This window comes from Streptomyces sp. NPDC004266 (genome assembly GCF_042874095.1).
Taxonomy (GTDB): domain Bacteria; phylum Actinomycetota; class Actinomycetes; order Streptomycetales; family Streptomycetaceae; genus Streptomyces.
In genome coordinates this window covers 83,700-106,118 of sequence record NZ_JBIAMM010000020.1, presented here as the reverse complement: position 1 = coordinate 106,118, position 22,419 = coordinate 83,700, and the positions used below count along the sequence as shown (strand labels likewise).

The following is a 22,419-nucleotide window of genomic DNA, read 5'->3' as shown; positions in this document are numbered from 1 at the left end:
TCTCAGGCGGCGGTCGTCACCTGTCCCGCGGTGAGCGGCCGGTGCGGGGCGATGATCTGCCCGTCCGGCAGCAGTTCTCCGGTGTCCTCGAAGAGCAGGACGCCGTTGCACAGCAGGCTCCAGCCCTGCTCCGGGTGGTGTGCCATCAGTCGGGCCGCCTCCCGGTCGGCGGAGTCGGCGGTGGGACAGGCAGGCTGATGCTGGCACATGGGTGGGTTCTTTCGCTGCGTCGTGGTGGATGTCCTGCGGCTCTGCGCGCTCATGGCCGCCCCCGTCGGTCGGTTCGGTTCCGTTCCCAGTCTTGCCCCACGGACGGTCTTCCGCAGGTATTTCGCGACAGCTCGTCCTCTCCTGGGAAGACGCATCACCCGCAGGGGCGGTTCAGGTCAACTGCACCGTCTCTTCGGGTGGTTCGGGGTGGTCCGAGCGGGCTAGTCCGTACGGGAGGGGCGTTCGGGAGGCGCGTTCGGGCGCGCGGATCGGACAGGAGTGCGCCCCGTGACCCGGCCGGGTCACGGGGCGGGGACGCGCGTGTGCCGGCTCAGGCGGGCGCCGGCGAGCCCAGGAGGGGCGGCGGCGCGAGACGCGTGCTGATCACGGGCAGGAGGTCGGACACCTGGTACGGGCGGTGGGCCGCGATCCCCGGGGGTGCGGGGGCCAGGGGCACCATCAGATCGGCGGCGGCCGGGGTGTCGGCGGCGCCGTCCGTCTCCGGGCCGGAGTGCAGCCAGAGGGTCAGCATGTAGAGCTCCGGTACGGAGAGCAGCCTCGGCCGGTACGTGACGGGCAGGGCCTCGGCCTGGAGCAGGGCCCGTTCCGTTGCGGAGACGTACGGGCCTTCGAAGAAGTGGGAGAAGGCCCAGCCGTCGGCGGTGAGCATGGTGTCCGCGGCGGCGATCGCCCGGTCCCCGCTCCGGATCAGGAAGCGCCAGCCGACGAGCCGGATGCGGGGTGCGAGCCCCGGTGCTCCGGCGACGTCGAGGACGTGCACGGGCAGGGCGTGTTCGGGGCTCAGCGGTCCCTGTGCTGCCCGCAGCGCGGGAGTTCGCGGCTCGCGGACGGCGGTCGGTGAGCCGAGGGCCGCGAGGACGCTGCGGAGGGCCGGCGCAGGGGCCGGGGAGGGTCGGAGCATGGTGGGTCGCCTCTCACTCAGGAGACACGGTGATGCGTGGGCAGGTACGACGGCGCTGTCGGCGGCGGGGCCAGAGAGGGGCCATGGGGCCATGGCCGGGCGCCAACACTCTGCCTCGTCCGCGGAGTTTATACGACACGTGTTCACACAGTGTTTCCGCTAGACCTCGCGGATATTCCTGACAAGGCGTCATCAGGCCGTAATCACCGGGAGTTGAAGCGGAATCACGAGGACGATACCGCTCCCACCTGCGTATTCCTCGCGAAGGTGGACGGCTGAATTCCGATCCGGGGCCCCGGTAAATACGACATTGGTATATGTCGCTTGTTCCTTGCCCTCGGGATGTGCCGGTGGGGTGCTCACTCCAGCCTATCCTCCGACAGGCCGGTTCCGCAGGCGTTGTGGATCAGCGGGGTGGGCATCATCGTCCGTGACGCGCGGCCGTCCCGGCGGCTGCCCACTCGGGGAGGGACGCTTCGATGGGGGAGAAGGTCGTGGCCGACGGGTTCGGCCCGTCCGACCGGCAGCAGTACCGGAGAAAGCTCCAGCAGTGTCTCGCGGGACTCGCGCGACTCCTCGCGGAGAAGAGGTTCGACCGGCCGCGCAATCTCATGGGCGTGGAGATCGAACTCAATCTCGCCGGCGCCGACGGACTGCCCAGGATGCTCAACGGACCGGTTCTCGAAAAGATCGCCAGCGCCGATTTCCAGACCGAACTCGGAATGTTCAACCTCGAAGTGAACATCGCGCCCCACCAGCTCGACGGGCGCGTATTCGACCGGCTCGCGGAAGAGATCGGAACCGGCATCGGATACGCCGACCGCAAGGCGGCGGAACTCGACGCGGGCGTCGTCATGATCGGCATACTGCCCACGCTCGCCCAGCACGACCTGGTCCCCGAGAACCTCTCGGACAACGACCGCTACACCCTTCTCAACGACCAGATCCTCGCCGCCCGCGGAGAGGACTTCACCCTCGACATCCACGGCGTCGAACGCCTGCTGTGCACCTCGGAGTCGATCGTGCCCGAGGCGGCCTGCACCTCGGTGCAGCTGCACCTCCAGGTGACGCCCGCCCGCTTCGCCCCCGTGTGGAACGCCGCGCAGGCCGTGTCCGGAGTCCAGATCGCCCTCGGCGCCAACGCCCCCTTCGTCTTCGGCCGCGAACTGTGGCGCGAGTCCCGGCCACCGCTCTTCACCCAGGCCACCGACACCCGGCCGCCCGAGCTGCAGTCCCAGGGGGTACGGCCCCGCACCTGGTTCGGGGAGCGGTGGGTGGACTCGGTGTACGACCTCTTCGAGGAGAACGTCCGCTACTTCCCCGCCCTGCTGCCGCTCTGCGACGAGGAGGACCCGCTGCTCGTCCTCGACCGCGGCGGGGTGCCGCGCCTCCAGGAGCTGGTCCTGCACAACGGCACCGTCTACCGCTGGAACAGGCCCGTGTACGGATGGGTCGACGGCGTCCCGCACCTGCGCGTCGAGAACCGGGTGCTGCCGGCGGGCCCGACCGTCACCGACGTGATCGCGAACGCGGCCTTCTACTACGGACTCGTCCGCTCCCTCGCCGACGACCCCCGACCGGTGTGGAAGCGCATGACCTTCCAGGACGCCGAGGCCAACTTCGACACCGCCTGCCGCCACGGCATCGAGGCGGAGCTGCGCTGGCCCCGTTCGGGACGCGCCGGAGGCGTCGCGACCCTCCCGGCCGTACGGCTCGTCCTCGACGAGCTGCTGCCGCTCGCCGCGGCGGGCCTCGACGCCTGGCACATCGAGCCGGCGGACCGGGACTTCTACCTCGGGGTGATCGAGCAGCGCTGTCTGCGGCGGGTCAACGGCGCCTCGTGGCAGGCCGACACCTTCCACCGGGCCCTGGAGTCGGGCCTCGACAGGGAGGCCGCCCTCGCGGCGACCACCCGGCGGTACCGGACGCTCATGCTCGCGGGCGAACCGGTGCACACCTGGCCGGTGGGGATCGGCTGACCCCGTACCCGTCGGGAGCATGGGCGATCATGTCAAGGTGGTCCCGGGCGGCCGGGACCACCGGAACGGCGTGTGCCCCCGCGACGGGAAGTGGAGACAGGTGTGGTGTCGGAGCAACGACTGAGGGACGCTTTCCCGCCCCCCCAAGGCCTGCCGCGCCGCGTGCTGCGCTCCGAGACGCTCATCGTCCTCGCGCTCTCGCTCGGGGCGAGCGGGGTGTCCGCGCTCATCAGCTTCATCGGCTCGCTGACCAGACCGGGGGCCCTGAAGGACCAGGCGGCGAAGCTCAACGGCTCGTACGCCCCCGGGCGGCCCTGGCTCGACCTGTCCTGGCAGCTCTTCGACATCGCCACGGCGCTCGTGCCGGTCGTGCTCGTCGCCCACCTGCTGATGCGGGAAGGACCAGGGGTACGGGGACTGCGGGCCATCGGCTTCGACCGGACCCGTCCGTGGTCCGACCTCGGGCGCGGGGCGCTGGTCGCGGCCGGGATCGGGAGCGCGGGCCTCGCCTTCTACCTGGCGGCGCGGTCCTCCGGGTTCAACCTGACGGTGGTGCCCGAGTCGCTGCCCGACGTGTGGTGGAAGTATCCCGTGCTCATCCTCTCGGCGGTGCAGAACGCCGTCCTGGAGGAGGTCATCGTCGTCGGCTATCTGCTGCGCAGACTGGGCCAGTTGGAGTGGACGCCGATGGCCGCCCTGGTGGCGAGCTCGGTGCTGCGCGGTTCGTACCACCTCTACCAGGGGGTCGGCGGCTTCATCGGCAACATGGTGATGGGCGTCGTCTTCGTGCTGCTGTACCGCCGCTGGGGGCGGGTCGGGCCGCTGGTCGCGGCGCACGCGCTGCTCGACATCGTGGCCTTCGTCGGGTACGGGCTGCTCGCCGGGAAGGTGGGCTGGCTGCCCACCGCGTGACCGGACGCGGAGGAGGGGGTGCGCGGGGCCGCCGCACACCCCCTCTCGTGCGTCAGACCCGCAGGTCGCCCTCGATGACCGTGACGGCGTGACCGTTCAGGAGGGTGCGCTCGCCGTTCAGACGGGTGCGGACGAGGCCCGTGCGGGCGCCGCCCTGGAAGCCGGTGAGCTCCTCGCGGCCGAACCTGGCCGACCAGTACGGGGCGAGCGCGGTGTGGGCGCTGCCCGTCACCGGGTCCTCGTCGATGCCGACGGCGGGGAAGAAGCCCCGCGAGACGAAGTCGTACCCGTCGTGCGGGCGTTCGGCGGCGGCGGTGACGATGACACCGCGCGAGGACAGGCTCTTCAGGGCGGCGAAGTCCGGCGTGAGCGAGCGGACGGTGGCCTCGTCGCGCAGCTCGACGACGAGGTCGCCGATGTGGTCGGCCGTGTCGTGGACGGCGACGATCTCGGCGCCGAGCGCCTTCTCCAGGCCCTCGGGGACGGGGAGCGGGGTGAGGGAGGAGGTCGGGAAGTCCATCGTGATCGTCCCGTCGGCCTCGGCCGTGGTGATCAGGAGGCCGCAGCGGGCCGCGAAGCGGACGGTGCCGGTCGCGGTGCCCGTGGTGTGCAGGACGTGCGCCGTGGCCAGGGTGGCGTGACCGCACATGTCGACCTCGGTGGCCGGGGTGAACCAGCGCAGGGCCCAGTCGGCCTCGCCGCCGGCGGGCAGCGGGTGGGCGAAGGCCGTCTCGGAGAGGTTGACCTCGGCGGCGACCTTCTGGAGCCAGGCGTCGTCGGGGAAGGAGTCGAGGAGCAGGACCCCGGCCGGATTGCCGGAGAAGGGCCGGTCGGTGAAGGCGTCGACGATTCGGATGCGCATGGCACCGACCGTACCGGCGGCGGAAAACCGCGGACCAAGGCCAATCCCGGAGAACTGGACCGGTTCTTCCGCGCGTCGTCCTGGACGTCGGGGTGCGGGACGAGCGGGCCGGGGGGCTTCCATGATGTTCGGGTACGGGGACGAGTGGTGGGTGCTGCTGTTCTACCCGGTGCTGCTGTGGGTGCCGTTCGGACCGTTCGTCATGGGCGGGCTGGGCGTCTGGTGCGCCCGGCGGCCCGGTCCGTGGCCGTGGCTGTGGACGGTGCTCCTGCCGCTGGAGCCGGTCGGGGTCTCCACGGCCGCCATGGTCCTGCCCTGGAGCCAGCCGACGCGGACCGACGACCTCGTCGGCTACCTCCTCGTGTACGTCCTCGGCATCACGGTGCTGCCGTGGGTGCTGGGGTACGGGACGACCCGGGTGGTGCGTGCCGTACGGGCCCGGCGCGGCCGGGGTGGCGGCGGGGTGTGACCCGGCTCCGGTGGCAGGGGCTCCGCGGCACGGGGGCGCCGTGGCACGGGGGCGCCGCGGCACCCGGCTCCGGAGCGCAGGGGCGCCGGGTCACAGGGGGGTCAGGACCATGAGGATCTCGTCGCGGTCGTCGTCGGCGGCCAGACGCAGCGCCCCGGGCCAGCGGCCGACCTCCCGCCAGCCCAGCCTGCCGTAGAACTCCTCCAGCCCGACGCCGCCGCGTGCCGCGAGCCGCAGCTGCTCCAGGCCCATCTCCTCCCGGGCGATCGCGCGGGCGCGCCGCACGAGGCCCGCGCCGATGCCCCGCCCGCGCACCCCGAGGCGGGTCTGGACGTGGTGCAGGGTGCCCCAGTGCGCGACCAGCGGATGGGTGTCGCGGCGGAGGCACAGCCAGCCCGCGAGGGCGCCGTCCACCGTCGCGACGACGAGACGGCTGCTCGCCGGGTCGAGTCCCGTGACGATGCGGTCGACCGCGGCGGCGACCTCGGCCGGGTCGACCGGCGGGAAGGGGAACCCGGCCGCGCCGCCCGCGTCGCTCACCTCGGTCCAGCAGTCGGCGAGCGCCGCCGAGAGTCCGTCGGGCAGCGACCCGGGGGCGGTGAACTGGGTGAAGAGCGGGGTCTCGTCCTGGGCGATCATGGCAGGAGTGTCGCAAGCGGTCGCGGCGCCGGCCCGTCCGGGGGCGGTTCCAGGGAGAGCTGGGCGCCCAGTTCCTCGAAGCCGAGGGCGGTGGCGACCCGCCGGGAGGCCGGGGGACGCGCCCGCCACTGCGGAAGGAGGCCGGCCGCGAGGGCGTCGGCGACCGCCGCCGAGGCCGTCGTCCGCGCGAGTCCACGGCCGCGCGCCTCCGGGGCCGTCAACACGCTGATGTGGGCGGTCCGTCGGGGCCAGGTCCGGTATCCGGCGGCGGCCACCACCCGGCCGTGCTCGCGGACCACGAACGCGTCCGAGGTGATCTCCTCCAGGGAGGCCTCCGCGGAGTCCTCCTCGCCGGCGGCCTCCTCCAGGGCGCGCAGTGCCGGACGGCCGCCGGGCAGCCGCTCCACCGCCGACGGGCCGGCGGCCGGGCGGAAGCCCTCCGGGGCCACGTACGCCAGGGTCGCGGGGCCGAGCACCCCGGCCACGGGCAGCACCTCGCGGACGGCGGCCGCGTCCGCCAGTGCCGTCGGCGGCAGGCCCGCCAGAGCGGTGCGCACGGCCCCGGCGGTGCTCTCGTCCGGCGCGGTCACGAGCGCCGCCCCTCCGAGAACGACCACACCGACCCAGCCGGCGGGGCACAGCCCCGACTCCGGGGAGACGATCACGTTCATGCCGCCCGTGGGCGGGAACGACCCCGGTTCCCGGGCGAGTCGCTCCCACAGGCCCCGGGCTTCGAGCAGGAGCTGACGCGTCGACATGGCGTCGATCCTGCCACTCCCGCCGACGCGGGGCGGTCTCATTCCCGGGCGCGGAGATACGCCTCCAGCGCGGCGGCGCCGGTCAGCATCGCGCGCCCGCGGGCCGACAGGCGACGGTGCCAGTCGCCGAGCGCGGCCTCCAGCGGCTCGATGCCCCCGGCCGCCCGCACCTGGTCGACCAGAGGGGCGATCTGCTCCAACAGGTAGCCGCCCCGCCTGAGTTGGTGGGTCATCCGGGCGTCCCGCACGGCGGCTCCGTCGTAGACGCGGTACCCGGTCCGGGGGTCGCGGCGCGGGCGTACGAGCCCGGCGCGCTCCCACGTGCGGAGCGTCGCGGGGCGGATGCCGAGCTGCCGGGCCAGTGGTCCGATGAACGTGCCGCCGGGGCCGGACGGCGCGGCCGACCCGGACGCGGCGCCGGGGGCCAGGTCGCGCAGGGCGTCCTCCACGGCCCGGAGGGTCCGGCGGTCGTCGAGGAGCTGGGCGTGGCTCTCGTCGATCAGGCGGAACGCCTCGTCGGCCGCGCCCCGGTTCACGGCCCGCATGATCGACGTCGCGGTCGGGTGCCCGTGGCCGGGCAACAGGGCCAGGAACGCGCGCAGGGCGCCTGCGTGCAGCGGCGTGTAGGCGCGGTAGCCGGCGGGGGAGCGGTCGGCGGCGGGGAGGACGCCGGCCTCCTCGTAGTTCCTGACCGCCTGGGTGGACAGACCGTGCGCGCGGGCCAGATCGATCGGCCTCAGTCGATCCCCGCTTTGAAGGTTCTTCCCCATGAAGCCGACGATATCGCGAGAGAATCGCGGAAAAGTTTCCACCGAAGCTTCAACGATAGCGTGGGAGGCATGGCGACTGACATCAAGGACACCATCCATGCCGTCGACGCTGCCGCCCTCATGGGGCTGCTCCCGGCCCGACCCCGGCTGCTCGCCCTGGGCGAGCCCACCCACCGCGAGGACACGCTGCTTGACCTGCGCAACGAGCTCTTCCGGCAGCTCGTCGAGCGGGAGGGCTACCGGACGATCGCGCTCGAGACGGACTGCCTGAGGGGCCTGACCGTGGACGACCACGTCACCTCGGGCACCGGCACCCTCGACGAGGTCATGGAGCACGGCTTCAGCCACGAGTGGGGCGCCGACGCGGCCAACCGCGAGCTCGTGCGCTGGATGCGCGCGTACAACGAGGGCCGCCCCGCGTCCGAGCAGGTCCGCTTCGCCGGATTCGACGGGCCGCTGGAGATCACCGCGGCCGAGAGCCCCCGGCAGGCCCTCACCGCACTCCACGGATACCTCGCGGCCCGGGTGGAGGCGGACCTGCTGCCCTGCGCCCCGGACACGCTCGACGAGCTGCTCGGCGACGACGACCGGTGGACCGAGCCGGCCGCGATGACGGACCCGGCCCGGTCGGTGGGGCGGTCGGAGCCGGCGGTCCGGCTGCGGCTGATCGCCGACGACCTGGCGGCGCTGCTCGACGAGCAGCGTCCGCACCTGGCCGCGGCGAGCTCGCCGGAGGAGTGGGAGCGGGCCCGCCTGTACGCCCGCACCGCGCACGGTCTGCTGCGCTACCACCACTGGACGGCCGACACCTCGCCGGTCCGTCTGGCCCGCCTGGTGGCCGCGCGGGACCGGATGATGTCCCTCAATCTGCTCGCGCTCGCCGAGCGGGGCCCCGCGTTCGTCTTCGCCCACAACAGCCACCTCCAGCGGGAGAAGAGCTCGGTGCGGATGGGCGGCCGGCGGCTGGAGTGGTGGAGCGCCGGTGCGCTGGTGAGCGCCGCGCTCGGGGAGGAGTACGCCTTCGTGGCGACGGCCGTGGGCACGATCAGCCACCAGGGGGTGGACGCGCCGCCGCCGGACACCGTCGAAGGGCTCCTGTCCGCGCTGCCGGAGGACCGCTGCGTCGTCGACGCCCGGAGGCTCGCCGACGCCCTCGGCGCCGCGCGGCCCGCGCCGCGCGTCTCCCCCTGGTTCGGCTACGCCCCCTTCGACCCGGCGCACCTCGCGGACTGCGACGGGCTGGTGTTCGTCAGGGAGGTGACGCAGGGCTAGGCCGTGTCCGGAAAGTCCCGCCTGGGCCGCGGCGTCTGGCACGCACGATCGCCGCGTTGCCGAAATGCCCTAGTAGCTCCGCTACGAGGGCACCCCGGCGCCTTGCGCTCGCACGCACCAGACGCCGCGGCCCCTGCCCTCCGGGCAGACGGCGCTACTTTCCGGACACGGCCTTAGGCCGTGTCCGGGGGCGTGCCTCGAACGGTGCGCCTGCGGCGCCCGTCCCGTCGAGCGGGAGCGGGTGCCGCGCGGTGGCGGTCAGTGCCGCAGGCCGAGGACGATCATGCGCACCGTGTCCTGCCCGGCGTGCGTGATGAACACGCCCGCGCCCTTGGCCATGGCGGTGGGCGTGATGGTCTTCTCCGACAGGGGCTCGGCGGCGCCGGTGGCCGCGGAGACGGAGACCGGTGTCCGGGGGGCCTCCTCCCCGGCGAGGCCGTAGGCGATGCCGTCGTCGCCGACGGAGGAGAGGGTGATCTCCTTGGCGCCCTCGCCCTTGTCCGTGCACGTGCCCCTGCCCGTCCGCAGGTCGAAGACGTTGCCGCCCTTGACCAGGTAGCGCCCGTCGGGGGAGACCGCCGCCGGAACGTCTTCCCGCTCCGTCACCTGGGGAACGCCGGCGGCGTACGAGGTGCTTGCGGTCTCGCACGGGGCGGTGGCCCGGACCCTGCCGGTCGCCAGGTCGTGCACGGCGGAGATCTCCTCGCTCACCGTGACGGCGGAGCTCTCCTTCTTCCCCTTGCCCCATCCGGCGATCAGGAGGTCGCCGACGGCGCCGACGACATGTCCGTTGGGGACCCGCTCCACGGAGTTCGAGACCGGTTCGAATTCGACGACCGCCTCGACGCCCGGCGGGATCGCCTGCGCGCTGTCCCAGCCGCCGTCGACGCCGAATCCGCCTTCTCCGGTGCCTTCGTGCTTGTTGTTGGTCACCAGACCGTCCCGGCCGGGGAACGCCATGTGGTAGTCGCCGTCCACCGACTGCCCGCCGATCCGGACCTTGGCGTCGCCGTTGTCGGTCACCTTCCCGTCGGGTGAGACCAGGAAGTTGTCGGAGGAGGACCTGACGAGCAGACCCCCGGCACCGGGAAACACGCTGAGCTGGTTGTCGAACTCGCCGTCCGGCGCCTCGACGTCCCCGGCGCCGGCGGGCGCGAGGTCCTTCCCGGTCGCGTCCGCCGGGTAGAAGGCCGCGGAGACGGCCTGCCGGAAGTCATGGAGCTCATCCTTCCGCTTCTCGCCCCGTGCCCACACGGCGAAGAACTCGCGTCCGCCGCCCGTGATCAGGGAGATGCGGGGGACCGCCAGCGCCGAGGTGTGGTCCGCGCTCTGCTCCTCGGTGAGCTTCGGGGCCTGCCAGGGCTTGCCGGTCGACAGCAGCTTGCCGGACGCGGCCTCGCGGACGCTCAGCACGTAGCCCTGTTCCGTCTTGTCCAGATGGGCGACCGTGCCGCTCTTCGCCGAGACCGCGAAGGGGAAGGGCTGCCCCTCGGGCAGCCAGTCGGCCTTGATCTCCCACCCCTTGCCGCTGTCGAAGGCGGCGGGCGCCGTGATCGTGCTGGTGAGGGCGACTCCGGCCGTACTGTCGGTTCCCCCGTGGGCGGCTCCGCCTCCCGGGGTGCCGTCGGCGCGATCGCCGCCGGAGGAGCACGCCGACAGTGCGCCGATCAGTCCACCCGCCAGCAGCAGGGCCGTGGCCGTCTTGCCGATCCTCATCCTCAGCCCTTTCAGTGCACAGGGCGATGAGGCGGCTCGGCCGTCTCCCCCCGGTGGACGGTGCGTACGCAAATGATCAAGCAGAAACCAGACGGTCCAGCATCTTCGACCGGACGCACGCGGCGCCCTTCCCCGTCATCCCGCGGCGGGACGAGGGGAGTCGTCGGTCCGAGGATGCGCGATCCCCCGCGTGGCGGCTGCGACGGAACCGGCCCGCTCCCGCTTTTCGGCAGGCCCTGGTGGTCGACCTGTCGGGTCTTGCTCGCCGAACAGTTCCGATATATCGTTGAGGCATCGCGACAGTTCAACGATGGATTCTCGGCGGAAGGAGCGTTGCGATGCGTTCACATGGACACGAGTACGGAAACGGACACGGCCGTGGAGGCTGCGGCCCCGGGGCTCGGGGGGACTTCGAGGGGCGGCGCGCCGCGTTCGGGCCGTTCGGGCCCGGGTTCGGCGGCGGGCCGTGGGGCGGCGGCCCCTTCGGCGGGCGGGGTCGCGGTGGCGGCCGGGGGCGGGCGCGGCGCGGTGACGTGCGCGCCTCGATCCTGGCGCTCCTGAAGGACCGCCCGATGCACGGCTACGAGATGATCCGGGAGATCGGCGAGCGCAGCGACGGGGCGTGGAAGCCCAGTCCCGGCTCGGTCTACCCGACCCTCCAGATGCTGGAGGACGAGGGGCTGATCGCCAGCGCGAGCGAGGGCGGCAAGAAGCTGTTCACGCTCACCGACACCGGGCGCGCCGAGGCCGAAGAGGGCCCCGAGGCGCCGTGGGAGGAGGCCGGGCGCGGGGTCGACTGGGACGCCGTGAACGAGATCCGGCAGGCCGGCTTCGGTCTGATGGAGGCGTTCGGGCAGGTCTGGAAGACCGGCAGCCCCGAACAGCGGCAGAAGGCGGTCGCCGTGATCAACGAGGCCCGCAAGAAGCTGTACCTGATCCTCGCCGACGAGCACTGAGTCCGGCGTGCCACGGGAAGGGCCCCGCGACGACCGTCGCGGGGCCCTTCCGGCGTTCCGTGTGCGCGGCTCAGGCCACCAGGCCCGAGAGCTTGCGCAGGGACTCGGTCAGTGCCGCCGTCGCCGAGTCCCTGAGCTTGCCCGCCATCAGGGAGACCGCCGCTCCGGTGAACTCGCCGTCGATCCGCACCGTCGTGGCGTCCCCCTCCGCCGCCAGCGAGTAGCGGGTGGCGACGACGACCCCCATCGGACCCTTGCCCCTGATGGCGAACGCCCGCTCGGACTCCAGCTCCTCGACCGTCCACAGGACCTCGGCGGGAAAGCCCATCAGCTTCATGTTCTCCGTGAAGGTCGCGCCCGCCTCCAGGGCGGCCGGCCCGCCGTTCGGGAAGCTGGTGTGGGTGGCGTTCCACTCGCCGTACGAGGAGAAGTCCGTGAGTCGCGCCCAGACCTTTCCGGCCGGCGCCTCGATCCGTGCCTCCGCGCTGACTTCGGCCATGAGACCACCCCTTCACGCGTGCCAACTGGGTTCCGGTGTCGCGGAACGTAGCGGGGTGGCCGTGAACATTCAATACTGATGAACCGTCAGTTCTGCGGCCGTCGGTCCCGTGCCCCCGACCCACCGGATCTCCGCCGCGTCGAAGCTGTCGGAGGCCCGCGGCGCCCCGTCCTCCTCGTGGCAGTGGAAGGCCGCCCAGAACAGATCGGCCGGCAGCGCCTCCCGGGGCGCGTACACCCGGTACACGTACTGCCGCCCGTCACGCGCGAGCAGGCCCACCGTCCAGAACACGACCGGAGGACGCGCGGAAGGAGGTCCGTGGTTGCGAGAGGGGCGCGAAGCAAGGCGACGCGCGCCTCTCGGGGGCGACGCGCGCGATCTCATCCGTAAGGAGGAGGAACCGCGCGCCCGTGCCCAACTCCGGTGGGATGCGGACATGCTTCTCCCCGGTGATGCTCCGGCCGCCCCGGCCTGATGAGGTGGGAGGGTGCACCATCCCGTCCCGCGCCCCCAGCCGCTCCCGCCGTCCGTCGCCCCGCGCGCGGAGCTCGCGTCCTCCCCGTCGCCCTCGCTCGCGGCGGTCGCGCCCTTCCTGACGCCCTCGCTCGCCACGGTCGTGTCGGGCGCGCGGCGCAGGGCGCTCCGGGACGGCGACCGCCAGATCGACACCGCCCACCTCCTGCACTCCCTCGTCGAGTCCGACCCCGAGGTCGGCGCCGCCTTCGAGGGAGGCCATCAGCTCGCCCGCGTCCTCGGCTATCTCGTCCAGCGCTCCATCGGCTACGGCCTGCGCTGGCAGCGGACGGAGGAGAGGTCGGCGGCCCGGCGCCTGCTGCCCGCCGCGCGCGGGGCGGAGTCCCCCGGCGCCCGCCCCTCCCCGTGGTCCCCGGCCGCGGCCGCCGCCCTGGAGGGCGCCTTCCTGCGGGCCGCCGAGCGCGGCGAGCCGCAGGCCCGCGGCGTCGACCTGCTCGCGGCCGTCGCCGCCGATCCCGAGAGCCGGGCCGTGGAGGTCCTGCGCCGCGCGGGGGTCGATCCGGCCGCGCTGACCGCCCGTGTCGCCCGCCTCCTGGCCGCCCGGGACGAGGAGCCGTCTCAACAGGTGTAACGGGGGTTACGCCCCTGACGGCGTCCTGTCATGATGGCCCGATGCACGCGTCTCAGGGGAGAAGCGCCGGCCTGGGACTCGCCCTGGCCTCGGCCTTCGCATTCGGTGGTTCAGGAGTGGCGGCCAAGCCGCTCATCGAGGCGGGACTCGACCCGCTCCACGTCGTGTGGCTCCGGGTCGCCGGCGCCGCGCTCGTCATGCTGCCCGTGGCCTGGCGCCACCGGGACCTCCTGCGCCGCAGACCCGCCCTCCTCGTCGGCTTCGGCCTGCTCGCCGTCGCCGGGGTCCAGGCCTTCTACTTCGCCTCGATATCCCGCATACCCGTCGGCGTCGCCCTGCTCATCGAGTACCTCGCCCCCGCCCTCGTCCTCGGCTGGGTCCGCTTCGTCCAGCGCCGGCCCGTCACCCGCGCCGCCGCCCTCGGCGTCGTCCTCGCCGTCGGCGGCCTCGGGTGCGTCGTGCAGGTCTGGTCCGGCCTGAGCTTCGACCTCGTCGGGCTGCTCCTGGCCCTCGCCGCCGCATGCTGCCAGGTCGGGTACTTCGTCCTCTCCGACCAGGGCGCCGACGGGGCCGAGCAGGCCGATCGGGCCGATCCGGTCGGTGTCATCGCGTACGGACTGCTCATCGGCGCGCTCGTCCTCACGGTCGTGGCCCGGCCCTGGGGCATGGACTGGAGCATCCTCGCCGGGCGGGCCGACATGGACGGGACGAGCGTGCCCGCGTGGCTGCTGATCGGCTGGATCGTGCTGATCGCCACCGTCCTCGCGTACGTCACCGGCGTCATCTCGGTGCGCCGGCTCTCCCCGCAGGTGGCGGGCGTCGTGGCCTGTCTGGAGGCGGTCATCGCGACCGTCCTGGCCTGGATCCTGCTCGGCGAGCACCTCGACGCGCCGCAGATCGTCGGCGGCGCGGTGGTCCTGGTCGGGGCCTTCATCGCCCAGTCCTCGACGCCGAAGGCGCCGGCGCCTGAGCCGGTCGCCGGTTCCGGCGCCGGGACCGTGTCCGTACCCGTGGCCGGTTCCGGTTCCGGTTCCGAGGCGGCGGGTGCCGGGCGGGACCCGCAGTTGTCGGGCGGGCGAACCGCCCCGTAGGGTGCCGACCATGCATTCGACCGTGCTTCCGCCTCCCGCCGCCTAGCGCGCGCGGAGGCCCTCCTCGACGAAGACCGGGCCCGGACGGCGACTCCCCGCCGCCGGGCGGTTCGTCGCTGCCCGCGCGCGGAGCCCAGCGACCACCCTTCCCTCCTGTCTTCCACGGAGAACCCACGTGTCGAACTCCTCGGGATCCGCCCTGTCCGTCGGGCGGAGCCTCCTCTACCTGATCGTCGCCGGCATCGCCTGGGGCACGGCCGGCGCCGCCGCCTCGCTGATCTTCCGCGTCAGCGACATGGGCCCGCTGGCCCTCTCCTTCTGGCGCTGCGCCGGCGGGCTCGCCCTGCTCCTGGGCGCGCTGGCGCTGCGGCCCCGGCGCCCCGCCGTCCGCAGGGCCACCGAGTCGCGCGGCCGGCGGACGGCCCGCGTCCTCGGCACGGGCATCGGTCTCACCGTCTTCCAGAGCGCCTACTTCGCCGCCGTCGAGGCGACCGGCCTCGCGGTCGGCACCGTCGTCACCCTGGGCGCGGGACCCGTCCTCATCGCGATCGGCGCCCGGCTCACCATGGGGGAGCGCCTCGGCCGCGGCGGGGTCGCGGCCGTCGCCGGCGCGCTCGCCGGGCTCTTCGTCCTCGTCCTGGGCGGCGGAGCCGCGGAGGTGCGGCCGCTCGGTGTCGTCCTCGCGGTGGTCTCGGCGGCCGGATACGCGGCGATCACCCTGCTCACCCGGTGGCTCGGCCGTGACGGCGGCGGTACGGACGCCCTGGCGACGACCACGTGGGCCTTCGCGATCGGGGCGGTCGGGCTGCTGCCCGCCGCGCTCGCGGAGGGGCTCGTCCCGCACACCGACGCGCCGGTGAGCGTGGTGCTGCTGCTCGTGTACGTGGCGGCGGTGCCGACCGCGCTCGCCTATGCGCTGTACTTCGCCGGGGCGGCCGTCGTCCGGGCCGCCACCGTCTCCGTGATCATGCTCCTGGAGCCGGTGAGCGCCGCCCTGATCGCTGTCTCGCTGCTCGGCGAGCGGCTCACCGCGGCGATCGTGCTCGGCACCCTGCTGCTGCTCGCCGCCGTGACGGGCCTCGCCCTCGCGGAGGCGCGGACGGTGGCGGAGGCCCGCAGGCGGGAGCCGGTGGCGGCGTAGGCGGTCGGGGGCGGTCGGGGACGGGAGCCGCCGTGGCTCCCGCCCCCCGCCGTCACCCGTGCGCGCGGCGGCGCAGCTGGTGGGCGCGGGCGTTCAGGTCGCCGGGGCCCGCCCGCTCGGCGAGCCGCCCGGAGACCCGGTCCCGGACCTCCTGCGGCTTGTTGCCCGCGTACTTGAACTTCGCCCGTACGTCGGTCACCTCCAGGCTCAGCACCCGGATCCCCGACAGGAGCCTGCCGAAGGGGGCCTCGCCCGGCGCGACGGCCGCCGTGCCGCCCTCCGGCTGGAAGTGGGCGACCTGACGGTTGAGGAGCGCCGCCTTCTCCTCCGGACCGTCGATCACGCGCGCGGCGCAGCGCAGCTGGACGGCCGCGTAGTACGAGGTCGGGGTGCCGTGCTCGGACGGGGCGCCCTCGGGGGCCGTCCAGTGCCCCGGTACGTACACGTAGTCGTCGACCACGCTCAGGAGCACCGTCGGGTCCGCCTCCAGGGCGCGCCAGAGGGGGTTGGGCCGGGCCAGGTGGGCCAGGACCCGGCCGTACGGGCCGGGCTCGGCGTCGTACCGGAAGTGCAGGGGCTGCACCCACGGCGGTTCGCCGGGCAGGCCGTTGACGGCGAGCTGGCCGAAGTCGTGCCGGGAGAGCCAGTCGCGCCATTCGCCCTCGTCGTGGGCGGCGTCCCAGGGGTGGATCAGCACCGTCGGTCCGTCCTTCCTGCGCGAGCGCGGGGTCAGAGCGCGGCGAGGTAGCCGGGCAGGGCGACGGACGGGTCGAGGTCGTCGGCCGGGACGGGCGCGCCGTAGCCGCCCCGTACGGGGACGACGCCGGACCAGTACGGGAGGCCGAGGTCCTCGGGGTCGTCGTTGGGGCCGCCGGTGCGGACCTTCGCCGAGACCTCGTCCAGGTCGAGCCGGATCACGGCGGTGGCGGCGAGCTCCTTGGCGTTCCCGGGGCGCGAGTCGGCGGAGCGGCCGGGGACGACGTGGTCGACGAGGGCGTCGAGGGCGACCCGCAGCTCCTCGGGGTCCGTGACCTGGTGGGCGGTGCCGTGGACGACGACCGAGCGGTAGTTGAGCGAGTGGTGGAACGCGGAGCGGGCGAGCACGAGGCCGTCGACGTGCGTCACGGTCAGGCAGACGGGCAGGCCGGGGGCGGTCACGCCGTCGCCGGCCGCGCGCAGCGGCCGCGAGCCGGTGGAGCCGTGGACGTAGAGGCGCTCGCCGACCCGGCCGAAGAGCGTCGGGAGGACGACCGGCGCGCCGTCGCGGACGAAGCCGAGATGGCAGACGTAGGCCTCGTCGAGTATCGAGCGGACGAGGGCCTTGTCGTACGAGGCGCGGTGACGGGAGCGGGTGGGCACGGTCCGGTCGGTCGCCTCGTAGGCCTCGCCCGGCGCGGGCGTGACGGTCGCGGTGCTCGTGTCGGCGGCGCTCATTGCGTACTCCATTGCACTAGTGCATAATCATGTTTGTGCTAGGAGAGTATCGGATCGAAGGCCGTCGCGCATCGGACATCGCCGCCAGCGTCGAGCGGGGAGTGGGCGCGGGTGCGCTCCAGCCCGGCCAACTGCTGCCGCCCATGCGGGAGTTGGCGGCCGCCCTCGGCGTGAACCCCAACACCGTCGCCGCCGCCTACCGCACCCTGCGCGAGCGCGGGGTCATCGAGACGGACGGCCGGCGCGGCAGCCGGGTGCGCCCGCGGCCCGCCACGACCGCCCGCGGCTCGATCCGGGTGGACGCGCCCGCCGGGGTCCGGGACGTCAGCAACGGCAGCCCCGACCCCGCCCTGCTCCCCTCCCTCGGCGAGGCCTTCGCGGAGGTCGCCCGGCGGTACGCCGAGCGGCCCGGCATGTACGGAGAGGCCCCCGTCGACGAGGAGTTCGGGCGCCTCGCGCGCGTCGCCTTCGACGCGGACGGCGTGCCCGCCGGGCCCGTCGGCGTCGCCTCGGGCTCCCTCGACGCCGTCGAGCGGGTGCTCGCCGCCCGCCTCAGGCCCGGTGACGCCGTCGCCGTCGAGGACCCGGGCTGGGGCAGCCTCCTCGACCTCGTGCCCGCGCTCGGACTGCGTCCGGTGCCGGTCGCCGTCGACGACGACGGCCCCCTCCCGGGGGCCGTCGAACGCGCGATCCGGCAGGACGGGGCGCGGGCCGTGATCGTCACCGACCGGGCGCAGAACCCCACCGGCGCCTGCGTCACCGAGGCGCGCGCCCGGGAGCTGCGGCGGATCCTCGGCGCGCATCCCGACGTGCTCCTCGTCGAGGACGACCACGGGCACGGCATCGTCGCGCAGCCCCTCCACCCGCTGGCGGGCGTCACCGACCACTGGGTGCTCGTCCGCTCGGTCGCCAAGGCGTACGGGCCCGACCTGCGGATCGCCGCCTTCACCGGCGACGCCGAGACCGTCGACCGGGTGCTGGGGCGGCAGCGCCTCGGACCCGGCTGGGTCAGCAAGCTGCTCCAGCGGACCGTCGCGCACCTCTGGGCCGCGGGGGCGGTGGATCCGGCCGTCGTCGCGCGCGCGTACGGGAAGCGGCGCGACGGGCTCGTGCGGGCCCTCGCGCGGCGCGGCGTCGAGGCGCACGGCCGGGGCGGCATGAACGTCTGGGTGCCGGTCTCCGACGAGACCGGCGCGGTCGCCCGGCTCCTCGCCGCGGGGTGGGCCGTCGCACCGGGCGCGCGCTTCCGGATGGACGCGGGGCCGGCGGTCCGGCTCACCGTCTCCGGGCTCGCGGTCACGGAGGTCGAGGCGCTGGCGGACGCGGTGGCGGGGGCGGTGGGGCCCGCGCCGGCGCGGAGCTACGGGTAGGGGCGGCGGGCCCGGGAGCGGGCGTCGGCGGGTCCGTGTCGGGCCCATCCGGCGTGCGGGGCGCGGTCGTTCCCCGCGCAAGTGACGTTTCTCTGGTGAATGCGCTAGTCCTGGAGAGTGAGTAAAGCGCTCGTACGCGGAAGTTCCGCCACGTCTCAGGAAATCATCAGGTTTTGGTAAAGCTCCGTCGTGTTGCGGCGGTTCTGCACCTTTTCCGTGTTTCCCCGAGATGACCAGGAGTCAGACCTTGACTTACGGAAACAAGTTGCGCGAGGCCGTCGCGGCGCCGGGCACGACCCCGCTGATCGGCGTGTACGACATGTACTCGGCCTCCGTCGCCGCCGACCACTACGACGGCATGTTCGTCTCGGGGTTCGGCTTCGCCGCCTCGTACTACGGGCTGCCGGACATCGGCTTCATCGCCTGGCCGGACATGGTGGCGTTCGTGCAGCGGCTGCGCGGCGCGTTCCCCCGCCACCACCTGCTCGTGGACATCGACGACGGCTACGTCGACCCCGAGGTGGCCTGTCACGTGGTGGAGGGCCTGGAGCGCATCGGTGCCTCGGGCGTGATCCTGGAGGACCAGAAGCGGCCCCGCCGGTGCGGCCACGCGGACGGCAAGCAGGTGCTGCCGCTCGACGAGTACCTGGCCAAGCTGGAGATGGTCCTGGCCACCCGCCGGGACATGGTGGTGGTGGCCCGCACCGACGCCACCGACGAGGCGGACATCCTCCAGCGAGCCAAGTGCCTGGCCGCCACCGACGCCGACGTGGTGCTCGTGGACGGCGTGCGGAGCGTCGAGTGGATCCACCGGATCCGTGAGGTGGTCGACGGCAAGCCGCTGCTCTTCAACCAGATCGCCGGGGGCAAGTCCCCGCGGCTCTCGCTCACCGAACTCTCCGATCTCGGGGTGGACGTGGCGATCTACAGCACGCCCTGCCTCTTCGCGGCGCACGAGGCGATGGACTCGGCGCTCTCCGAGCTGAAGCGGGACGACGGCCGGCTGCCCTCCTTCGACCCCGACTCCGGCGTCGGCGTCGCCGCCTCGACCCGCCTCCTGGAGCGGAACATCACCCGCCACCACGCGGTGCCCGAGCGGGTCGGCGCGTGAGCCCCGCGCTCCCCGGACAGCGGGGGGAGGGGGTGCTCGGGACCCCGCTGAAGGCGCTCGGCCTGGCCGTCGCCCTGCTGGCGGCGGGCGCCGCTCCGGCCGCGGCCGGCGGCAGCCTGCTCACCGTCATCGACAACTCCCACGCCGACTCCGTCGTGGAGATCGACCGGGCGGCCAACGTCCAGTACGGCAGCGGCGGCACGGCGGGCAGTGACCACGACGGCAGCGCCGTCGACGCCCTGGAGGCCCTGTTCGGCGGTGCGCGCCGGGACGCGGGCTGACGCTTCGGGACGAACGGAACGGCCGGACACCGCCCTCGTGGTGTCCGGCCGTTCCCGTGCCCCGCTGTCGTGTGCGGTCAGTCCTCCAGGAGGTCGGGGCGGCCCAGCTCGTCGAACTCGACCGGCTCCGGCCCGTCTGTCGGGGCGACGGCGGTGACCGCGCCCGCGGTGGCGGACGCGGGGGCGGAGACGGCGCCCGCGGCGTGGGCCGCGCCGGCGGAGCCGAGGAAGGCACCGGTGAGGGCGAGGGCGGCGAAGAGGGTTCGGGCGGTGGTGGTGAGGTTCATGCCCGGTCAACGATCTTGCGGAACCGTGCGTAACGGAGAGTGACACGGGAGAGGGAGAGGCGCCCGGCCGCCGCCCGCGCGCCCCGCCGTCCGGGTGGGGCCCTCAGGCGCGGCTCGCCGCCCTGGGCGGCGTCTCGGCGGGCGCGGCGGCCGGCCGGGGGGCCGTCGCCGGCGGCGCCGCGCGGCGGGAGGCGCGGGTCTGGGTGAGGGCCGCGCCGGCCAGGACCACCAGGGCGCCCACCGGGGTGTTCCAGGCGAGGTGCTCGTCCAGGAGGGCGACGCCCGCCGCCGTGGCGATCACCGGGATGAAGTACGTGACCATCGAGGCCGTCGTCGGGCCGACCTCCGCGACGACGCCGTACTGCAGCAGCATCGCGTACCCCGTCCCGAGGGCGCCGAGCGCGATCACGGAGAGGAGCGGCATGAGTTCCACGGACCGCGGGACCGAGGTGAACAGGGGGGTCACCACCGCCAGCTGCAGGGTCGCGAGGCCCACCTGGGAGCCGGCCAGCGAGAGGTTCGAGGCGCCCGTGCCGCTCAGGGTCCTGCGGACGTAGATCCAGCCGACCGCGTAGCTGAAGGAGGCGAGCAGGGCCAGGGCCGTGCCGGTCACGTCGAGGCCGGAGAAGCCCTGCCAGGCGCCGAGCACGGTGAGCACGCCCACGAAGCCGATGCCCAGGCCGGCCGCCCGGACCCGGGTCGGGCGGTCCTCGGAGAGCGCCACCAGCGAGAGCACCATGCCCCAGAGCGGCGTCGTCGCGTTGCAGATGCCCGCCAGCGTCGAGGGGATCGTCAGCTCCGCGTACGCGAAGAGGGAGAACGGCAGCGCGTTGAGGAGGAGGGCCGCGACCGCCAGGTGGCCCCAGACGCGAGCGCCGCGCGGCAGCCGGTCGCGCTTGATCACGATCGCGGCGGCGAGCACCGCCGTACCGAACAGGAGCCGTCCGAAGGTGACCTGGAAGGGCGCGAAGCCCTCCGTGCCGACCTTGATGAAGAGGAAGCTGAAGCCCCAGATGAGGGCCAGGGCGCCGAAGCGGACGCGCCAGTCGAGCAGACGTGGGGCGGAGGCGGGCGCGGGGGACGGGGAGGGCGGGGCTGCGGGGCTCATGCGCTCAGGGTGACCGGAAGGACGTCTTAGAACAAGCGAGAATTCCTCGACCCCTCCCCTTAGTATCGCTTACATGTTGAACCTGGAGCGGACATGCTGAACCTGGAGCGCCTGCGCACCCTCGACGCCGTCGCCCGGCACGGCTCGGTCAGCGGCGCGGCCGACGGCCTGCACGTCACCACCTCGGCCGTCTCCCAGCAGCTGTCCAAGCTGGAGCGCGAGGTCGGGCAGCAGCTGCTCGCCAAGAACGGCCGGGGCGTGCGGCTCACCGACGCCGGTCTGCTGCTCGCCGAGCACGCCGCCCGGATCCTGTCCCAGGTCCAGATGGCGCAGGCCGACATCGAGGCCCAGCGGGGGAGGGTGGTGGGCGAGGTCCGGCTCGCGGCCTTCCCGACGGCGGCGCGCGGACTGTTCCCGGCCGCCCTCGCCGCCCTGCGCGCGGGCCACCCCGAGCTCCGCGTCCGTACGACGGAACTGGAGCCGGAGCCGGGGGTGCGGGCGGTCCTGCGCGGTGACGCGGACCTGGCGATCGTCCTGGACTGGAGCAACAAGCGGGCACCCGTCCCCGGCGGTCTGGAGCGCGCCCACCTCCTCGACGACTCCGCCGACGTGGCCCTGCCCGCCGGTCACCCGCTGGCCGGACGGGAGGCGGTGGACCTGGAGGACTTCGCCGACGAGGAGTGGGTGTCCTGGCCCGAGGGCGAGTTCTGCCACGACTGGCTGATGTTCACGCTGCGCTCGCAGGGCATCGAGCCGCGCATCGGCCACTTCGCGGGGGAGCACCACACCCAGCTGGCCCTGGTCGCGGCCGGGCTCGGGGTGTGCATCACCCCCCGGCTCGGACGCCCGGTGCCGGACGGGGTCGCCTTCGTCCCCGTGCGGCAGAAGGTGCGGCGCCACATCTACGCCACCTGGCGCGCCGACGCCGGCCGCCGTCCCTCCGTGCGGGCGGTCGTCGCCGCGCTGCGGGCGGCGGCGGAGTCGCGGGCGAGCTGAGGCCGGCGCGGCCGGCCGCGCCCGTCAGGGGTTCGCGAGCTTGCGGAAGTCCCAGGAGGCGATGGCGTCCGGGGTCAGCCGGAGCCAGGCGTGCCGGCCGTCGTGCGGCATGGAGTCCAGGCCGAAGTTCTTGGCGGCGAAGAGCTGCTCGGGCGCGTCGAGTTCGGGGCAGGGCTCGCCGGTGCGCGGCGCCTCGCCGACGAAGACGGCGGTGCCGGACAGCTCGACGCCGCGCAACTCCCCGTACTCCTCGCCGTCGTCCACCACGACCGCGATCCTGGGGTCGGCGCGCAGCTCCGCCCAGCGCCGGCTGCGGGTGATCGAGTACAGCCACAGCGAGGAGCCGTCCCAGACGAACCAGAGCGCGCTGACGTGCGGGCGGCCGTCGGCGGAGACGGTCGCGACCCGGCAGGTGCGCTGTTCGGCGAGGAAGGAGTCGAGCTCGGCCGGGGTCATCATGATCCGGCGTCCACGGCGCTGTGCGACGGTCATCGTCCGCACCCTTCTGGATTTCTGATGAGACGTCAGAAA

General features: G+C 73.8%; 26 protein-coding genes. 12 read left to right on the top strand and 14 right to left on the bottom strand.

The genetic code is table 11. The features are described from left to right. Nucleotides 1-2: 2 nt before the first annotated feature. Together ACFYUZ_RS35095 and ACFYUZ_RS35090 are read right to left on the bottom strand one after the other, a co-directional pair. Complete coding sequence (locus ACFYUZ_RS35095; RefSeq protein ID WP_017238438.1) at nucleotides 3-209, bottom strand: DUF5999 family protein; 207 nt, start codon at nucleotides 207-209, stop codon at nucleotides 3-5. 332 nt (nucleotides 210-541) lie between these two features. Continuing rightward, nucleotides 542-1,132, bottom strand: a complete 591-nt coding sequence (locus ACFYUZ_RS35090) for a hypothetical protein (protein ID WP_389316194.1) — start codon at nucleotides 1,130-1,132, stop codon at nucleotides 542-544. A 479-nt stretch (nucleotides 1,133-1,611) separates the two neighbouring features. Here ACFYUZ_RS35090 and ACFYUZ_RS35085 point away from each other — a divergent pair, with 479 nt between their 5' ends. Both ACFYUZ_RS35085 and ACFYUZ_RS35080 read left to right on the top strand, forming a co-directional pair. After that, on the top strand, nucleotides 1,612-3,111 hold the full coding sequence (locus ACFYUZ_RS35085; RefSeq protein WP_389316192.1) for a glutamate--cysteine ligase: 1,500 nt from the start codon (nucleotides 1,612-1,614) through the stop codon (nucleotides 3,109-3,111). Between the two features lie 120 nt (nucleotides 3,112-3,231). Next, entirely contained in the window at nucleotides 3,232-4,023 is a 792-nt protein-coding gene (locus ACFYUZ_RS35080) for a CPBP family intramembrane glutamic endopeptidase (protein ID WP_389316213.1), read from the top strand. 52 nt (nucleotides 4,024-4,075) lie between these two features. Here the strand turns inward: ACFYUZ_RS35080 and ACFYUZ_RS35075 are convergent, their stop codons facing one another. After that, entirely contained in the window at nucleotides 4,076-4,885 is an 810-nt protein-coding gene (locus ACFYUZ_RS35075; RefSeq protein ID WP_389316191.1) for a PhzF family phenazine biosynthesis protein, read from the bottom strand. Between the two features lie 121 nt (nucleotides 4,886-5,006). On the opposite strand from ACFYUZ_RS35075, the gene ACFYUZ_RS35070 reads away from it, so the two are divergent. After that, nucleotides 5,007-5,354, top strand: coding sequence for a hypothetical protein (locus ACFYUZ_RS35070; RefSeq protein WP_389316190.1), 348 nt, complete (start codon nucleotides 5,007-5,009; stop codon nucleotides 5,352-5,354). 90 nt (nucleotides 5,355-5,444) lie between these two features. Here ACFYUZ_RS35070 and ACFYUZ_RS35065 read toward each other — a convergent pair whose 3' ends face one another. The 3 genes from ACFYUZ_RS35065 to ACFYUZ_RS35055 are packed head-to-tail and all read right to left on the bottom strand — an operon-like array spanning nucleotide 5,445 to nucleotide 7,521. Then, a complete protein-coding gene (locus ACFYUZ_RS35065) occupies nucleotides 5,445-5,993 on the bottom strand; it encodes a GNAT family N-acetyltransferase (RefSeq protein WP_389316188.1) in 549 nt (182 codons plus the stop codon). Continuing rightward, entirely contained in the window at nucleotides 5,990-6,751 is a 762-nt protein-coding gene (locus ACFYUZ_RS35060) for a GNAT family N-acetyltransferase (RefSeq protein WP_389316186.1), read from the bottom strand. The genes ACFYUZ_RS35065 and ACFYUZ_RS35060 overlap by 4 nt, the downstream gene beginning before the upstream one ends. 38 nt (nucleotides 6,752-6,789) lie before the next feature. Next, nucleotides 6,790-7,521, bottom strand: a complete 732-nt coding sequence (locus ACFYUZ_RS35055) for a TioE family transcriptional regulator (RefSeq protein WP_389316184.1) — start codon at nucleotides 7,519-7,521, stop codon at nucleotides 6,790-6,792. 69 nt (nucleotides 7,522-7,590) lie between these two features. Here ACFYUZ_RS35055 and ACFYUZ_RS35050 point away from each other — a divergent pair, with 69 nt between their 5' ends. Next, nucleotides 7,591-8,793: an erythromycin esterase family protein gene (locus ACFYUZ_RS35050; protein WP_389316183.1), complete on the top strand. Its 1,203-nt coding sequence runs from the start codon at nucleotides 7,591-7,593 to the stop codon at nucleotides 8,791-8,793. A 258-nt stretch (nucleotides 8,794-9,051) separates the two neighbouring features. Here ACFYUZ_RS35050 and ACFYUZ_RS35045 read toward each other — a convergent pair whose 3' ends face one another. Further along, the gene (locus tag ACFYUZ_RS35045; RefSeq protein WP_389316181.1) at nucleotides 9,052-10,509 is read right to left on the bottom strand and encodes a hypothetical protein; all 1,458 of its coding nucleotides are present in this window, start codon (nucleotides 10,507-10,509) and stop codon (nucleotides 9,052-9,054) included. A gap of 338 nt (nucleotides 10,510-10,847) precedes the next feature. Here ACFYUZ_RS35045 and ACFYUZ_RS35040 point away from each other — a divergent pair, with 338 nt between their 5' ends. Next, nucleotides 10,848-11,465, top strand: coding sequence for a PadR family transcriptional regulator (locus ACFYUZ_RS35040; RefSeq protein ID WP_389316179.1), 618 nt, complete (start codon nucleotides 10,848-10,850; stop codon nucleotides 11,463-11,465). A 70-nt stretch (nucleotides 11,466-11,535) separates the two neighbouring features. Here the strand turns inward: ACFYUZ_RS35040 and ACFYUZ_RS35035 are convergent, their stop codons facing one another. After that, entirely contained in the window at nucleotides 11,536-11,964 is a 429-nt protein-coding gene (locus ACFYUZ_RS35035) for an SRPBCC family protein (protein WP_389316177.1), read from the bottom strand. 69 nt (nucleotides 11,965-12,033) lie between these two features. After that, entirely contained in the window at nucleotides 12,034-12,255 is a 222-nt protein-coding gene (locus ACFYUZ_RS35030) for a hypothetical protein (protein WP_389316175.1), read from the bottom strand. A gap of 196 nt (nucleotides 12,256-12,451) precedes the next feature. On the opposite strand from ACFYUZ_RS35030, the gene ACFYUZ_RS35025 reads away from it, so the two are divergent. The 3 genes from ACFYUZ_RS35025 (at nucleotide 12,452) to ACFYUZ_RS35015 (ending at nucleotide 15,301) form a co-directional block, all read left to right on the top strand. After that, nucleotides 12,452-13,069 (top strand): Clp protease N-terminal domain-containing protein, encoded by a 618-nt coding sequence (locus ACFYUZ_RS35025; protein ID WP_389316173.1) that lies wholly within the window; start codon nucleotides 12,452-12,454, stop codon nucleotides 13,067-13,069. 41 nt (nucleotides 13,070-13,110) lie between these two features. After that, complete coding sequence (locus ACFYUZ_RS35020; protein WP_389316171.1) at nucleotides 13,111-14,160, top strand: DMT family transporter; 1,050 nt, start codon at nucleotides 13,111-13,113, stop codon at nucleotides 14,158-14,160. A 175-nt stretch (nucleotides 14,161-14,335) separates the two neighbouring features. Then, on the top strand, nucleotides 14,336-15,301 hold the full coding sequence (locus ACFYUZ_RS35015; RefSeq protein ID WP_389316169.1) for a DMT family transporter: 966 nt from the start codon (nucleotides 14,336-14,338) through the stop codon (nucleotides 15,299-15,301). 52 nt (nucleotides 15,302-15,353) lie between these two features. Here the strand turns inward: ACFYUZ_RS35015 and ACFYUZ_RS35010 are convergent, their stop codons facing one another. Both ACFYUZ_RS35010 and ACFYUZ_RS35005 read right to left on the bottom strand, forming a co-directional pair. Continuing rightward, nucleotides 15,354-15,998, bottom strand: coding sequence for an FMN-binding negative transcriptional regulator (locus ACFYUZ_RS35010; RefSeq protein WP_389316167.1), 645 nt, complete (start codon nucleotides 15,996-15,998; stop codon nucleotides 15,354-15,356). Nucleotides 15,999-16,030: 32 nt separating this feature from the next. Continuing rightward, nucleotides 16,031-16,735: a pyridoxamine 5'-phosphate oxidase family protein gene (locus ACFYUZ_RS35005; protein WP_389316166.1), complete on the bottom strand. Its 705-nt coding sequence runs from the start codon at nucleotides 16,733-16,735 to the stop codon at nucleotides 16,031-16,033. Nucleotides 16,736-16,770: 35 nt separating this feature from the next. Between ACFYUZ_RS35005 and ACFYUZ_RS35000 the strand changes: the two genes are divergently transcribed. From ACFYUZ_RS35000 to ACFYUZ_RS34990, 3 genes are all read left to right on the top strand, one after another. After that, nucleotides 16,771-18,105: an aminotransferase class I/II-fold pyridoxal phosphate-dependent enzyme gene (locus ACFYUZ_RS35000; protein ID WP_389316164.1), complete on the top strand. Its 1,335-nt coding sequence runs from the start codon at nucleotides 16,771-16,773 to the stop codon at nucleotides 18,103-18,105. A 247-nt stretch (nucleotides 18,106-18,352) separates the two neighbouring features. Then, entirely contained in the window at nucleotides 18,353-19,216 is an 864-nt protein-coding gene (locus ACFYUZ_RS34995) for an oxaloacetate decarboxylase (protein ID WP_389316162.1), read from the top strand. Beyond that, nucleotides 19,213-19,497 carry a hypothetical protein gene (locus ACFYUZ_RS34990; RefSeq protein WP_389316160.1) on the top strand — a complete coding sequence of 95 codons (285 nt, stop codon included), beginning with the start codon at nucleotides 19,213-19,215 and terminating at the stop codon, nucleotides 19,495-19,497. Before ACFYUZ_RS34995 ends, ACFYUZ_RS34990 begins: the two co-directional genes overlap by 4 nt. 77 nt (nucleotides 19,498-19,574) lie before the next feature. Here the strand turns inward: ACFYUZ_RS34990 and ACFYUZ_RS34985 are convergent, their stop codons facing one another. Continuing rightward, a complete protein-coding gene (locus tag ACFYUZ_RS34985) occupies nucleotides 19,575-19,784 on the bottom strand; it encodes a hypothetical protein (protein WP_389316158.1) in 210 nt (69 codons plus the stop codon). 103 nt (nucleotides 19,785-19,887) lie between these two features. Further along, entirely contained in the window at nucleotides 19,888-20,892 is a 1,005-nt protein-coding gene (locus ACFYUZ_RS34980; RefSeq protein WP_389316156.1) for a DMT family transporter, read from the bottom strand. Nucleotides 20,893-20,985: 93 nt separating this feature from the next. Here ACFYUZ_RS34980 and ACFYUZ_RS34975 point away from each other — a divergent pair, with 93 nt between their 5' ends. After that, complete coding sequence (locus tag ACFYUZ_RS34975) at nucleotides 20,986-21,888, top strand: LysR family transcriptional regulator (protein ID WP_389316154.1); 903 nt, start codon at nucleotides 20,986-20,988, stop codon at nucleotides 21,886-21,888. A 24-nt stretch (nucleotides 21,889-21,912) separates the two neighbouring features. Here ACFYUZ_RS34975 and ACFYUZ_RS34970 read toward each other — a convergent pair whose 3' ends face one another. After that, nucleotides 21,913-22,380, bottom strand: coding sequence for a pyridoxamine 5'-phosphate oxidase family protein (locus tag ACFYUZ_RS34970; protein ID WP_389316152.1), 468 nt, complete (start codon nucleotides 22,378-22,380; stop codon nucleotides 21,913-21,915). Nucleotides 22,381-22,419: the final 39 nt, after the last annotated feature.

What these genes read in the sequence shown, in the direction of transcription:
- ACFYUZ_RS35095 (WP_017238438.1), bottom strand. Translation starts at nt 209, where the DNA reads ATGTGCCAGCATCAGCCTGCCTGTCCCACCGCCGACTCCGCCGACCGG.
- ACFYUZ_RS35090 (WP_389316194.1), bottom strand. Translation starts at nt 1,132, where the DNA reads ATGCTCCGACCCTCCCCGGCCCCTGCGCCGGCCCTCCGCAGCGTCCTC.
- ACFYUZ_RS35085 (WP_389316192.1), top strand. Translation starts at nt 1,612, where the DNA reads ATGGGGGAGAAGGTCGTGGCCGACGGGTTCGGCCCGTCCGACCGGCAG.
- ACFYUZ_RS35075 (WP_389316191.1), bottom strand. Translation starts at nt 4,885, where the DNA reads ATGCGCATCCGAATCGTCGACGCCTTCACCGACCGGCCCTTCTCCGGC.
- ACFYUZ_RS35070 (WP_389316190.1), top strand. Translation starts at nt 5,007, where the DNA reads ATGATGTTCGGGTACGGGGACGAGTGGTGGGTGCTGCTGTTCTACCCG.
- ACFYUZ_RS35065 (WP_389316188.1), bottom strand. Translation starts at nt 5,993, where the DNA reads ATGATCGCCCAGGACGAGACCCCGCTCTTCACCCAGTTCACCGCCCCC.
- ACFYUZ_RS35060 (WP_389316186.1), bottom strand. Translation starts at nt 6,751, where the DNA reads ATGTCGACGCGTCAGCTCCTGCTCGAAGCCCGGGGCCTGTGGGAGCGA.
- ACFYUZ_RS35055 (WP_389316184.1), bottom strand. Translation starts at nt 7,521, where the DNA reads ATGGGGAAGAACCTTCAAAGCGGGGATCGACTGAGGCCGATCGATCTG.
- ACFYUZ_RS35050 (WP_389316183.1), top strand. Translation starts at nt 7,591, where the DNA reads ATGGCGACTGACATCAAGGACACCATCCATGCCGTCGACGCTGCCGCC.
- ACFYUZ_RS35045 (WP_389316181.1), bottom strand. Translation starts at nt 10,509, where the DNA reads ATGAGGATCGGCAAGACGGCCACGGCCCTGCTGCTGGCGGGTGGACTG.
- ACFYUZ_RS35040 (WP_389316179.1), top strand. Translation starts at nt 10,848, where the DNA reads ATGCGTTCACATGGACACGAGTACGGAAACGGACACGGCCGTGGAGGC.
- ACFYUZ_RS35035 (WP_389316177.1), bottom strand. Translation starts at nt 11,964, where the DNA reads ATGGCCGAAGTCAGCGCGGAGGCACGGATCGAGGCGCCGGCCGGAAAG.
- ACFYUZ_RS35020 (WP_389316171.1), top strand. Translation starts at nt 13,111, where the DNA reads ATGCACGCGTCTCAGGGGAGAAGCGCCGGCCTGGGACTCGCCCTGGCC.
- ACFYUZ_RS35005 (WP_389316166.1), bottom strand. Translation starts at nt 16,735, where the DNA reads ATGAGCGCCGCCGACACGAGCACCGCGACCGTCACGCCCGCGCCGGGC.
- ACFYUZ_RS34985 (WP_389316158.1), bottom strand. Translation starts at nt 19,784, where the DNA reads ATGAACCTCACCACCACCGCCCGAACCCTCTTCGCCGCCCTCGCCCTC.
- ACFYUZ_RS34980 (WP_389316156.1), bottom strand. Translation starts at nt 20,892, where the DNA reads ATGAGCCCCGCAGCCCCGCCCTCCCCGTCCCCCGCGCCCGCCTCCGCC.
- ACFYUZ_RS34975 (WP_389316154.1), top strand. Translation starts at nt 20,986, where the DNA reads ATGCTGAACCTGGAGCGCCTGCGCACCCTCGACGCCGTCGCCCGGCAC.
- ACFYUZ_RS34970 (WP_389316152.1), bottom strand. Translation starts at nt 22,380, where the DNA reads ATGACCGTCGCACAGCGCCGTGGACGCCGGATCATGATGACCCCGGCC.